Source organism: Bacillus sp. FSL L8-0199 (assembly GCF_038005705.1).
GTDB lineage: Bacteria > Bacillota > Bacilli > Bacillales > Bacillaceae_G > Bacillus_A > Bacillus_A cereus.
On the sequence record NZ_JBBOTS010000001.1, the window covers coordinates 2,284,486 to 2,297,492 of the forward strand.

Here is a 13,007-nt window from a genome sequence, read left to right on the forward strand (position 1 = left end):
TATTTCGCCCAACTTTAATTTAAATTAGTCGTTATTGAATTTTTATAAATATCTACTTTATGTGCAGTGAAGCGTAAGGTTTTGGATTCTGCATGAATTGTTAGGTTAATAATAATCGATAACGGCATTTCGACCGTTTTCACAATATCTTCTATAGCAATATACTCATTTTCTGCTTCGTTATAATAAACAACAGAACGAATTACTGCCTCGTTATTTTCAATGTCAATTTCACACATCATAGGGAACTTTTCACCATTATGTAAGAATAGTTCGCCTAGTACGATTGAACCGTTTAGCTCCTCTGTAAAATTAGTAGTTGCTGCTAGTTTTACCCATGTTTCGTCATGTTCTTCGTTTTCCTCTTCATCTATTGCCCATTCCCAAATGGGGTTTTGTTTTAGGTCTTCAATAGTTAATTCATCAATTGGTTTGCAATTGCTCATACATAAATTCTCCTTTTGCTTTGATAAATAAGTTTCTTAGTTTCATGAATTAGATGATTGCTTATAAGTGGGGACAATGTATTGTTTTTGTTTATTGGATGTCAAATCACTTTATTTTGGAACTCTATTATTACCATAATCTTAACAAGGCAATTATCAGTTAGCAAATAATCATTAGTTGAGAGTTTTGATGAGGTCTGATGTGAAGGAAAGATAGTGAAAAACAACAGGAATGAATAAAAGTTCTTTAGTACTATGTGGTATAATATGGTAGTGTAAAGAGTGCGTTTATACAGGAGGGATTACCAATGCTAAAAGTTATGTTACCATTTGTTCTTATCTTTTTTCTTGTTATTGCGATGTATATTGCTTATCAAAAGAGAAAAAAATCTGGGATAAAAGGATTGAAAAGTGCGTTAACTTCTATTTGCTTCTTTTCACTCGCAATTTTAAATATGTTTGCATATTGGTTTCACTTTGGCGGTGCTTTTACTTGGTTATTTTCAATTGTATTATTGCTAGTTGGTGCATATTTTACTAAATATATTCCAATATCTAAAAAGGTACATTAAAATCTATAAGAGTTTAATATAATGTTTACTTTGTTTTGAAAAGAGATTATTCTACTAGATCGTTGTGAAACGGTTTCATAGGATAATCTCTTTTTTTAGTTTTGGAAAGAACTTACTGTGCTTTTTAGTTGTTCAATAAATTCTTGAGTTGCAGCACACATATATTTATCTTTTCTATAAATTAACCCTATTTCAATTGTTGGAGTAGGGTTTTCTATTTTAATAGCTTGAATGTTATTATTTTGTAAAAAGTCTATATATGGTTTGGGTAACACTGTAATTCCCATTCCTTTGGAAACCATTTGGATTAAAGATTCCATCGTGCTAATTTCTAAAATTGGTCTTGGTTTAAAGTTGAATTTTTGACAATGAGATGTAATTAGTTCGGTTAAAAAGAAATTTTTAGGTAAAAGAATTAAAGGATAGTTCTGTAATTCAGCAATAGATACATGATTACGTTCAGCTAATCGATGACCAGTGGGCACGACTAATGTAAGATCGCTTTTGTATAGAGGGATAGAGATAATCTCTTTATCTTGCACCGGGAGAAATGTAATTCCAATATCTAGTTCGTTTTGTAATAATTTTTCACGGATATCTCCTGTGCGAAGCCCTAATACAGAAAGCTCTATATTGGGATATAAATTATTGAAATTTAAAATAGTTAGTGGTAGTAAATAATTTACGACGGTTAACAAAGCCCCTATTGTTAAGGAACCTTGCTGTAATCCGTTTAGGTCTTGAATAGCTGAACGAGCTTGTTCAACTTCATGAAAAATGGTTTTACTATGTGATAATAAAATCTTTCCTGCTTCAGTTAAAGATATTTTTTTACCAATTCGATCGAAAAGTGGCATTCCTAGTTCATGCTCTAATGCACGTATTTGTTGACTTAGAGAAGGCTGTGAAATATTTAATTTCTCAGCTGCTTTTGTGAAATGTAATTCTTTTGAAACAGCTAAAAAGTATTCAAGTTGTCGTAATTCGATTGGAATCACCTCAAGTATAATAATAGGTTATACCTATCATTATTATATAAATAATTGAATTGAACAATGATTTTAGAGGTTTTATAATCATCTTTATATAACAGAGAGGGTTGTAAAAATTAATTGAGAGAAAATACATGTAACACCTTTAAAGGAGGAAATAGAATGGCTAATGAATATCAATTATTATCTTTAAATATAGGGTTACCAAAAGAGGTTACATACGGCGGAAAGGTAGTTCATACAGGCATAAATAAGAAACAAGTAAAGGAACCGGTATATTTATCCTTTGTAAAATTTAATGGGGATGGACAAGCTGACTTAGTTCATCATGGAGGAGTAGATAAAGCAGTTTGTGTTTATACTGGTGATCACTATCCATACTGGGAAAAAGAATTGAATCAAGATCTTGTATATGGGGCTTTCGGAGAAAATATAACAGTTAGTGGTATGAGCGAAGAGGATGTTTGTATTGGTGATACGTTTGAGCTAGGACAGGCAATCGTACAGGTAACACAACCAAGGCAACCTTGTTTTAAATTAGCAAAAAAATATAATATTCCAAAGTTACCACTATATTTTCAAGAAACAGGATATACAGGATTTTATTTTCGTGTATTAAAAGAAGGATGGGTATCATCAGTCGACACCTTAAAAAGACTACAGTCTGATCCAAAAGGTGTTTCAGTAGCATTCGCTAACCGTATTATGCATAAGGAAAAACAAAATATTGAAGGGGTAAAAAGGATATTAGAAGTAAATGCACTTTCAAATAGTTGGAGAAAGTCTTTTGAAAAGCGTATAAGTGGAGAAGAAATTAATACGAAGGAAAGACTTGAAGGGATAAAAGAATAAAAATATTTTATTATAAATAGTGTATTTCTATTAGTAAAAGCTAATTAGAAAGCGCTATTTTTATAAAATAAACTAATTAATATCCGAAAATCTTAATATTTTTTTATTCGACTTATTTTCAAATAGTCGAAACATAAAATTAATTAGACTTTTTTTTTATGTTTTATGATAGTATATTGATTGGTAAGACCTCTATTTTTAAGAGTAGGTCATATAAGTATATCTAATTTAATGGAATTTAACATTTGGAGGTACAACATGGGGAATGTTGAAAAATTGGCAAGTCTTCTAATAGAAGAACCGAAAAGAGAGCAGTTATTTCCTTTATTTGAAGAAGTGTTGGGAATTACAACTCAAACATTGAATGATTTTTCGGATAAAGGATATTGGGATGATACATATAAAGCTTTATCATTTTTACAAGAAGATAAAGTGATTGCAAATGTTGCGGCATTTTCACTCCCATTATTAATTAATGGTGAAAAAATAAATGCGGCGGGTATTCAATCAGTAATGACACACCCTAATTTCCGTAGACAAGGGCTAATGACACAATTAATGAGTAAAATGATAGAAGAAATCGATAAGAAATGTGAATGTGCATTATTGTTTACGGAAAAACCTGAACTATATACAACATTTGGATTTAAAGTTGTGCAGGAATATTTGATGACTATACCATATGATAAAAATATTAATAATAACGATTCACTACTTAAAAAGTTAGATTTCTATAATATAGAGAATAGACAGTTAATACATGAAACTATTGATAGTAGCCAAAGACTTTCAAATAGTTTTTCAACTTTAAACTTCCATCCTTCATTTTATTTGAATATGTATGATTCGGAATGGAATGAGAAATTGTATTATTCAGAGAAACTAGATGCTTTAATCGTTTATGAAGTAGACAATGAAAAGTTGAAATTATTTGGAGTATTTGCGCCAGTACTTCCGGTTTTAGATGAATTATGTGGAGAAATCAATGAAAGGTTTACGGAAATCGAATTTTATTTTTCTCCGGATCAATTAGGGATTGAGGATGTACAGTTTACAGAATTACAGTCTAGCAAGTATTTAATGGTTCGAAGTGATAAAGAGTTAGATTTTAAAGGTTATAAATTTCCAGTATTAGCGGAGTTTTAAATGTCTATATAAATGCTTTATTATGGAGGAGCTATGAATATATCGTATATACCAGAACGTATTGAGCAACTCACTATAATGAATGTACCTGAATACTATAAAATTAATGATAATCATGCGTTTATTGTCCGTTCGAAAGCAGAAACCGATTTTTGGCTTAAAACACATTATGGTTTTGAAGTCATGAATGGTCATGTATTTTATAATGAGATGATGACAGACTTTCAAGCTGAAGTTCAGTTACGTATGAATCCAAATTCAAAATTCGATCAATCAGGTCTTTTTGTTATGATTTCGGAGAACTGTTGGCTAAAAACATCTTTAGAATATATCCCTGAAGGGCCATCTCACTTAGGTGCTGTCGTAACGAATAATGGATATTCTGACTGGTCAACGCAAGATTATCCAACTGAAGCAGCTAAGCAACAACTGCGTTTTCGAATTATTCGAAAACGCGGTGATTATACAATATATGTGAAAAAGAACCATCAATGGGAACAAATAAGAATCGCTCATTTAATGGAGGATATAGGGAATGAGCCTATTAAAATAGGTTTTTACACGTGTAGTCCTTCTAAAAATAAGGGATTTGAGACTGAGTTTTTAAATTTTACAATTGAAGAAATATAGATGAAAAAACCGTATTCTTTTCATTAAGAATGCGGTTTTTGTATTTACATAATATAAAGCACATTTATTGACCAGAAAGTCATTAATACTTATCATTTAATAATGTTAAATATTAATTTGCATAATATAATAAAAGTAATGAAGAAATTACAAAAAATATCACTTAAATAAGGAGGGATATGAATTATTCGGTGGTAATTTCATGGGAAAAGGAGATTATGTATGAAATCATTTCGTAAGTTATTACAGTATTTAAAACCATACATGTTCTTCGCTATTATTGGACCGCTATTTATGGTACTTGAGGTTGCGATGGACTTAATTCAACCGACTATTATGCAACATATCATTGATGTTGGGATTGCAAATCGGGATTTAAATTATGTAATAAAAATGGGGCTTCTTATGATAGGAGCAGCAGCACTCGGTTTAGTTGGAGGGCTTGGGTGTATGATATATTCTACAAAAGCAGCTGTTAATTTCGCTACTGACATACGAAAAGATGTGTTTGCGAAAATAGAAACATTTTCTAGTAATAATCGTGATTCATTTGGAACAGGTAAATTATTAACGATCGTGACGAATGATATCACTTCCATTCAATCAGCAATGACAATGACATTACGTGTTCTCGTTCGTGGTCCGCTGTTATTTATGGGAAGTATAATTATTGTTTTTGTAACAGCAAGAGAGTTATTTCCGATATTACTTGTAGTTGTTCCGATTTTATTACTTGCGATTATTTTAATTGCAAGCAAAGCAAGTGGTACATTTAAAAAGGTGCAAGAGGCATTGGACAAAGTGAATACAAAGTTACAAGAAAATTTATCTGGTGTACGTGTTATAAAAGCGTATGTAAGACAAAAATATGAAATCGCTCAATTTGGAAGTGTAAATACAAATTTAACGAAGATAAATATTCGAGCTGTGCAACTTATTTCTTTAATGATGCCAATCATTATGCTAGTTGTAAGTGGCGGGATTGTCGCAACATTATGGATTGGTGGAGAAAAAGTATTCAATGGAACGCTTCAAGTAGGAGCGATTTTGGCATTTATTAATTACTTGAATATCATTTTAATGTCACTTATGTCGATTAGCATGGTATTTATTCAAATTGCGCGAGCTTTTCCATCTGCGGATCGTGTACAGCAAGTGTTAAATACCGAGATTGATATTATAAGCGAAGCGAATGCAATCGAACCTGAGAAAATCGAGGGGAATATCGAATTTAAAAATGTTAGTTATAGCTATACGAAAAATAATGAATACGTTTTAAAAGATATTTCGTTTAGCATACAAAAAGGTGAAAAAGTAGGGATTATTGGATCAACTGGAAGTGGTAAATCTAGCTTAGCGAAACTGTTACCACGTCTATATGATGTGGATCAAGGTGAAATATGTATAGATGGAATAGATGTTAAAACATATGATTTGCAAAAACTCCGTGCTTCAATAGGGTTTGTACCTCAGAAGGCCTTGTTGTTCTCAGGTAGTATAGAAGAGAATTTACGTTATGGTAAAGAAAATGCAACACATGATGAGCTGGAAGTAGCAGCTGCATCAGCTTGTGCGACTGAGTTTATTAATAAGCTGGAAGAATCTTATCAATATAATTTAACACAAGGTGCGACAAATCTATCAGGTGGACAAAAACAACGTGTATCAATTGCAAGGGCACTTGTGAGAAAACCACCGATTCTCATATTAGATGATTCTACATCAGCAGTTGATGCAAAATCAGAGGCTACTATTCAAACAGCTTTAAAAACAAAATATAAAGGCACAACGACTTTATTAATCGCGTCCAAAATTTCTTCCATAATGGATGCGGATAAAATACTTGTATTAGATAATGGTGAATTAGTTGGCAATGGTACACATGAACAATTGTTAGAACGAAGTGAGGTTTATCAGGAAATTTATCTTTCCCAAGGTGGTAATTTGCATAAAGAAGGTGGGGAAGAACATGCGTAATTTTCAAGGGCAATTTGCTAATAAAGGTGGACGAAACACACCAAAGATGGGAAAAGCTAAAAATGCCCAAGGAACTGTAATGCGGATATGGAACTATATGGGCTATCAAAAAGCTGCTCTAATGTTTGTTATATTTCTAGTCGTTGTTACTACTTTACTTGGATTATTAGGTCCCTATTTTATGGGAGTCATTATAGATCAATATATTGTACCGAAAGATTTAAGTGGTACAGCAAGAATGTGTATGTTACTTATCGCGATTTACGGTGTAACTGTACTTTTAACATGGTTACAAACATTTGTCATGATTAACGTTGCATTAAAAACAATTCAAAAAATACGACAAGATATTTTTGAGAAAATCCAAACGCTTTCTTTACGGTTCTTTGATGTGCGTTCTCAAGGTGATTTAATGAGCCGTGTGACAAATGATATAGATAATTTGAACCAAGCTTTGACACAAAGTGTTGTACAAATTATTTCATCAGCGCTAACTTTTATAGGTGTAACGATTGCGATGTTCGCCTTAAATTGGATTTTAGCAATTGTAACTTTAATTACAGTACCTATTATGTTTTACGTTACAAAAAAACTAGTTGCATATAGTGGTAAAAACTTTGCGAAGCGTCAAAAAGATTTAGGTGAATTAAATGGATTTATTGAGGAAGCAATTACAGGTGCGGATGTTACGACGTTGTACGGAAAAGAAAAAGAAACTGTACAAAATTTCAATAAAATTAATGAACAGCTAAGAGTTTCAGCTACGAAGGCTGATACATTTTCAGCTTTTATTTTTCCAAGTATGAACTTTATTAATAACTTAGGTATGGGGCTTGTCATTGGGACTGGATCAGTTATGGTCTTAAACGGAATGACAACAGTAGGTGTTATTGCGGCTTTTATTAATTATTCTCGTCAATTCTCAAGACCGTTAAGTCAATTTGCGACTTTAATGAATACAATTCAAGCGGCAGTTGCTGGTGGAGAACGTGTTTTTGAGATTATGGATGAGGTACCAGAAATTCAAAATAAAAAAGACGCATTTGTTGTACAAAATTTACAAGGGCATGTTGCACTTGAGAATGTTTCATTTGGCTATGCAGAGAATAAAACGATTTTAAAAGAAGTGAGTCTTAAAGCGCAGCCAGGAGAGACAATTGCTTTAGTTGGTCCGACTGGATCAGGGAAAACAACAATCATTAATTTGTTAACTCGCTTTTACGATATACAGCAAGGACAAATTCATATTGATGAAAAAGATATAAAAGATTATGATATTAATTCTTTACGAAGTAAAATAGGAGTAGTTTTACAGGATACGTATTTATTTGCTGGTTCGATTATGGATAATATCCGTTATGGACGCTTAGATGCTACTGATGAAGAAGTTATCACTGCAGCTAAGGCAGCATCTGCACATTCTTTTATTAAGCATTTGCCAAATCAATATGAAACAGAAATTGCTTCAGAAGGATCGAATTTAAGTCAAGGGCAAAAACAACTTCTTGCGATTGCACGAGCAATTTTAGCAGATGCAGATATATTAATTCTAGATGAAGCGACATCTAATATTGACACAAGAACAGAATTACAAATACAAGCAGGACTAAATAATTTAATGAGAGGTCGCACAAGTTTTGTGATTGCTCATCGACTTAAAACAATTGAAAAAGCAGATCAAATCCTTGTTATAAAGGATGGAAGAATTTTAGAAAGAGGGAATCATGAATCTCTCATGGAAGATAAAGGATTCTACTTTGATTTGTATACGAGCCAGTTTAAAATATAGTAAAAGCATTGATATGTTGCGGTTTCTCTTGAGAGGAGAAACCGCATTTTTTTATATTTGTAAATATTATTCTAATGGTCTTTCAATACATAGTTTAACAGCATCCGCCTGCATTCCAGGTAAAACATGTGAATAGCGATTTAATATTATGAACATATCTTTATGACAGAAGTGTTCACTTGCAGTCTTTAGATGTATATCTTGTTTCAAAAGTAGTATAGCATGTGTATAACGTAAAGCATAAAATCGAACTTTAAAATTAAATAAAAAGAGGGCTGTTAAAAGCGCTCTGAGACAAACTATATATTTAGAGAGGAATCAAGATAATATATGGATATTGTTTGAGAATGTTGTAGGTTTTAATTAAAAATAAAGCACACATATAAGTGTGCTTTTATGAACGCTTTAGATTTGTATGACTATATAGTCAACATACAATAAAATATGCTTGTTTGATATAAATGTGTGTCAAATCTATAAAAATATTTTTTAGTGTGTATAAGGAACATTAAATGTTAGTTAGCCAAGTCTTTTGTTTTTATCCCGCATTAACGGGCAACCCAATTGGTGAGGGCTAATAATCATGGGGGGATGAACTAAAACCCAATGATTAAAGTTTCACTTTATTAACGAATTTGTGCAACTGTTAACGCTGCAGAACGAATATCTACTGTACCTATTACTTCAACGGGGACAATTTGAATTAAATCACCTGGGTTTAAGTTAATTAGAATGACGCCACTTGATACATCGACTTCACCAGTTCCAATAATATTAGAACGGACTGCGGTTCCGGATCCTGCAATAACATTAGTCGATGAATTTAATGTCAAGAAAAAGCGTGCTGCTTCTGGGGCTACTGGAACGTTATCAAGACTAATCGTTAATGTATAGCTAATTTGATAAATACCAGCTACTTGAATTTTAATACCAGTTCCAGTACTAATTGTATCATTGATTACAGGGACAGTAATGTTAGGATTTGGGCCTGTACTAGGTAATAGTAGTGGTGTAAATAATGTTGCAAATTGAGGTGAAGTAGCATTGAAGGCAAAACCTAGGGCAGGTAGTGTACTAGGTGCTTGTGCTTCACAATTAAAATTAGTGAATTTACGAATGGATGAGCGCATATTTTCACTCCTTTCTTGTATTTAGATTTCGTGAGTATTAACTTCACGTTTTGGACAAGCATAATACAATATATGAAAATTTATAGTAGATAGTGCACAAGCGTTACTATTATGGATAAAGCTATGAATAATAAATACAATATCGAAAAAGCAGTTAGCTAATTTAGCTAACTGCTTAGTAGGTTCTCCAAGAGCAAATAGGCGAAAAAATATTGTGCTATATAAAAGATCACTATAGATAAGTGCTCTTTTTGAGAGTGAGTATAAATTTCTATTATTCTATTTAGTATATGCACTTGTATTATGTAGTTGCTACTAAAATTGATGTAAATTTTTAAAATTAGAGGTTTCTTTTAATGAAACCTCTAAAAAGACAACTAAAGTTACGTTATAGTAAATTCAATTGCGATAGGAGTGCCTCCATCTAGGACTGCTCCTCCTACAATAGTAGCAGCTGTAGTAGTCACACCAGTAATAGTATCACCTGTTTGAATAACACCATTAATATAAAGGGTTAAAAAGGCATAAGAAGCAGGGAATGTTGTTACAGCACCAGTGTCATCAGTGAAGTCTGTGTTAGCAAAAGTTAAATCTGCTCCAGCAGCAGTTCCTGTTGCTGCTGTGCTTACAAATCGTCTTCCAGCTATAAAAGGTTTAACGATAGGCATTTATGTTCACCCCTTTTTGAAAATTAACTCGGACAAGTGTTTTGAAAGTTTTGTCCTGTATCGTATAATATGCTGTGCTTCTACTAAGAGATACGGCTTGTATACTAGTAAATAAGTATAATTATTATGCGTTTTATAAGTTAGGTTCTTATAAGTAATTAAGTGGTTAAGGTTGGATTTTGTATATGGTATGTTTATGTAAAAAAAGAGAGCTCTTTTAGAAAGAGCTCTTAATCAAATTATTATCTTAGTGTTGGAGGGAGACTGGCGGCCTCAGTGACAGATGGTAAAAATAATTTCCGTGGTATTGTAATAAATTCAAGCGCAATTTGCTTTGGATAAAAAAGTATTTGAGTTAAATCTAGAGCATGTATTAATAGTATCATGAAGCTTGTAAGAATGATAAAACTACCCCAAAAGAAACTTTTTGAAGTGTTGCGAAAATCTTTTATTAAAGAAAAGAATGAAAAAAATGCGGTAACAATGAGAATGAAAAATTTATACTTATCAGCCATTGTAATCCTCCTAAAGAACAGTAATTTATATTATACCGTATTTTTCAATATTATTATAAAAAGATTTTAAAGTGAATAATAAAAAAAAATAAAGCCATAACTTAAAACATTAGTTTAGGTTCTATTGTTTGAATTCTTTGTTTTAGAAGGTATATAATCTGAATTTGAAAATTTTCCAAATGAATTACCATTTTTTATTTCTGATCCAACATCAAGTGCTGAATGAAATGGTATGAAAGATTATAGGCTAGTGATACGAGATTAAATAAGAGGAATTTGCGTGCAGCAAGAGTTCTAGCTCAGATTTCTACTAGAGAAAAGTATTTAGTTGGAGTTGGTATGATAATAAAAAACGGATAGATGTCGAAACTAAATATTCATGACATTAAGGACAAAGATCAGGAAATATAATTTGGTATTCTGGGAATAACCGGAGATCCGTAGTTAAGGTTGCATAGTATTTGTATTTTTTTTCTAATTTTTCAATTGTTGTTAAGTGATGAGAACCTAATCCACGTCGTACACTATGTTGAGAAAGAGTCGGCCCAATTTGTAATTTTCGTTTTTTCATTGGATCGTTCCATGGACTGTAAAAAAATTTAAAAATAAAAGCAGGTTCCATGTAAATGCTATAAGGATAATGCGAACCATGTCTCCCGACTCTATAGTTCCCGTGCGAATTATTGTGAATTAATCTACCGTTAAGATATAGTTGATTTGGATTAGGTTGAATTATTATGCCGTGATAACGTTGTTTAACAAGCGGAGAACTATATCTTGGATTAGTGTAGCCATAAGTCGGTTCATCAATCATCATAATCATTCTTATTGAAAACATATTGCCGCCCATAGTGCTAAGTGATTTAAAAAATTGTTCTTTATTATAACAGCACAGGAATTCTGTCGTATTCAATACCATTTTCCATCCTGTAATTTCTCTTTCAATTTCCATAACTTCTTGATCAACTAAATAAGCATCAAATTCGAGTGATTTTGAGTTTCGTATTTCCCAATTAGGAGCGAATGTTTTACAGATTTCAACTGAACGATCAGTGGATCCACGATTAATAAGAATGCCATGATCAAATAGCTTTGTATGGTGCATTAACCACCATGGAAGTAAATATTCTTCATTGTAAAAATGAGAAATTAAAGTAGTCTTAATCAAAATCACCTCCGTATTTAACCTGCTTCTTATTTAATATGATATGGAAGGAAACCTATTGTTAGAAGGTTTCCTCTTAAAAGTTTTAAACCACATAGGGTATGTGGATGGATTAGTATATAAAGTAGTCTGATTTTTATTTTTTGAATATAAAAAAAGACACTCAATTGAGTGTCAATATAGTATTGCTCTCGCGTATAGGATTGGAGATGTTCCTCAAATACATATTGAGATGGTCTGTAAAGAAGAAACAATCTTCATCTTTAATGTAACATCGACATGGGTGAGTGTAAATTGATAATATATATACGGAAAATTTAGTATAGATGTTTTCTACTATGGATATAGTAAAATTTATTTTTATTACTTAATCACTATCGTAATATTTATCAATTGAGTATTTAGATTGTTTATTATAAAAACAATGAATCATTTTTTTAATCAATTCGTATAATTGTAAGAGAGGCACCTGTTGATCCGCCTCCAACTAAATTCACGACGGATAATATACCAAATAATTGTAGTGAGATTGTATTACCAGCATTTAAATTAGTAATTAAGTTATTACTATAATTTGAAGTGGATAAAGCGGGAGAAAAAATAGAGCCAGGAATTGGCGTAGAAGCGTTTAATAGTAGTCTAGTTCCAGCAAGTAGAGCGGTTGTCGTATTAACTTGATAGGTTAAATGATATCTTCCAGTTACAGGAATTGTAAATACGTCATTTGAAGCGTTAACTGTAAAATTACCGAGACTTTGGTTATTTGCCAGTGGAATGTTTGTTCCTCCTAATACGACTGAAACAGAACCACCTGATGTATTATTAGCGAACATAGAGTTTGTTGTAACGATTGAACCAGTACTCCCGGTAGGTCCAGTACTTCCGGTAGGTCCAGTACTTCCGGTAGGCCCAGTACTCCCGGTAGGTCCAGTACTTCCGATAGGCCCAGTACTTCCGGTAGGTCCAGTACTTCCAGTAGATCCAGTATTCCCGGTAGGCCCCGTAAGCCTGTAAGGGAAAATAATGTCAAGAGCCATTGACATTAGTTCCTTTTTTCTAATTTCATTATTATCTTGAATATAAATCACCTCATCTTTTTAAATAAGAATGTTATAGATTTACTAC

13 protein-coding genes are annotated in these 13,007 nt (G+C 32.2%); 6 read left to right on the forward strand and 7 right to left on the reverse strand.

Annotated elements, in window-relative coordinates; all coding sequences use genetic code 11:
* Positions 1-14: 14 nt before the first annotated feature.
* Positions 15-446: a hypothetical protein gene (locus NST86_RS11905; protein WP_016117901.1), complete on the reverse strand. Its 432-nt coding sequence runs from the start codon at positions 444-446 to the stop codon at positions 15-17.
* 308 nt (positions 447-754) lie between these two features.
* Between NST86_RS11905 and NST86_RS11910 the strand changes: the two genes are divergently transcribed.
* Positions 755-1,018, forward strand: a complete 264-nt coding sequence (locus NST86_RS11910) for a hypothetical protein (protein ID WP_000921858.1) — start codon at positions 755-757, stop codon at positions 1,016-1,018.
* Positions 1,019-1,113: 95 nt separating this feature from the next.
* Here NST86_RS11910 and NST86_RS11915 read toward each other — a convergent pair whose 3' ends face one another.
* Entirely contained in the window at positions 1,114-2,016 is a 903-nt protein-coding gene (locus NST86_RS11915) for a LysR family transcriptional regulator (RefSeq protein WP_016117902.1), read from the reverse strand.
* Positions 2,017-2,172: 156 nt separating this feature from the next.
* On the opposite strand from NST86_RS11915, the gene NST86_RS11920 reads away from it, so the two are divergent.
* The 5 genes from NST86_RS11920 (at position 2,173) to NST86_RS11940 (ending at position 8,404) form a co-directional block, all read left to right on the forward strand.
* Positions 2,173-2,862: an MOSC domain-containing protein gene (locus NST86_RS11920; RefSeq protein ID WP_001263003.1), complete on the forward strand. Its 690-nt coding sequence runs from the start codon at positions 2,173-2,175 to the stop codon at positions 2,860-2,862.
* 258 nt (positions 2,863-3,120) lie between these two features.
* A complete protein-coding gene (locus NST86_RS11925) occupies positions 3,121-4,008 on the forward strand; it encodes a GNAT family N-acetyltransferase (RefSeq protein ID WP_016117903.1) in 888 nt (295 codons plus the stop codon).
* 33 nt (positions 4,009-4,041) lie between these two features.
* A complete protein-coding gene (locus NST86_RS11930) occupies positions 4,042-4,638 on the forward strand; it encodes a DUF1349 domain-containing protein (RefSeq protein ID WP_016117904.1) in 597 nt (198 codons plus the stop codon).
* A 222-nt stretch (positions 4,639-4,860) separates the two neighbouring features.
* On the forward strand, positions 4,861-6,615 hold the full coding sequence (locus tag NST86_RS11935; protein ID WP_016117905.1) for an ABC transporter ATP-binding protein: 1,755 nt from the start codon (positions 4,861-4,863) through the stop codon (positions 6,613-6,615).
* Positions 6,608-8,404, forward strand: coding sequence for an ABC transporter ATP-binding protein (locus NST86_RS11940; RefSeq protein WP_016117906.1), 1,797 nt, complete (start codon positions 6,608-6,610; stop codon positions 8,402-8,404). The genes NST86_RS11935 and NST86_RS11940 overlap by 8 nt, the downstream gene beginning before the upstream one ends.
* A gap of 626 nt (positions 8,405-9,030) precedes the next feature.
* Here NST86_RS11940 and exsF read toward each other — a convergent pair.
* The 5 genes from exsF to NST86_RS11965 all read right to left on the reverse strand — a co-directional run bounded on the left by exsF (position 9,031) and on the right by NST86_RS11965 (position 12,970).
* On the reverse strand, positions 9,031-9,534 hold the full coding sequence (gene exsF / locus NST86_RS11945) for an exosporium protein ExsF (protein ID WP_001257881.1): 504 nt from the start codon (positions 9,532-9,534) through the stop codon (positions 9,031-9,033).
* A 383-nt stretch (positions 9,535-9,917) separates the two neighbouring features.
* On the reverse strand, positions 9,918-10,202 hold the full coding sequence (locus NST86_RS11950; RefSeq protein WP_001123247.1) for a DUF4183 domain-containing protein: 285 nt from the start codon (positions 10,200-10,202) through the stop codon (positions 9,918-9,920).
* Positions 10,203-10,444: 242 nt separating this feature from the next.
* Entirely contained in the window at positions 10,445-10,717 is a 273-nt protein-coding gene (locus NST86_RS11955) for a hypothetical protein (RefSeq protein ID WP_000774116.1), read from the reverse strand.
* Positions 10,718-11,102: 385 nt separating this feature from the next.
* On the reverse strand, positions 11,103-11,885 hold the full coding sequence (locus NST86_RS11960; protein ID WP_000598287.1) for a glycosyltransferase family 2 protein: 783 nt from the start codon (positions 11,883-11,885) through the stop codon (positions 11,103-11,105).
* Between the two features lie 434 nt (positions 11,886-12,319).
* Positions 12,320-12,970: a BclA C-terminal domain-containing protein gene (locus tag NST86_RS11965; protein WP_033693987.1), complete on the reverse strand. Its 651-nt coding sequence runs from the start codon at positions 12,968-12,970 to the stop codon at positions 12,320-12,322.
* Positions 12,971-13,007: the final 37 nt, after the last annotated feature.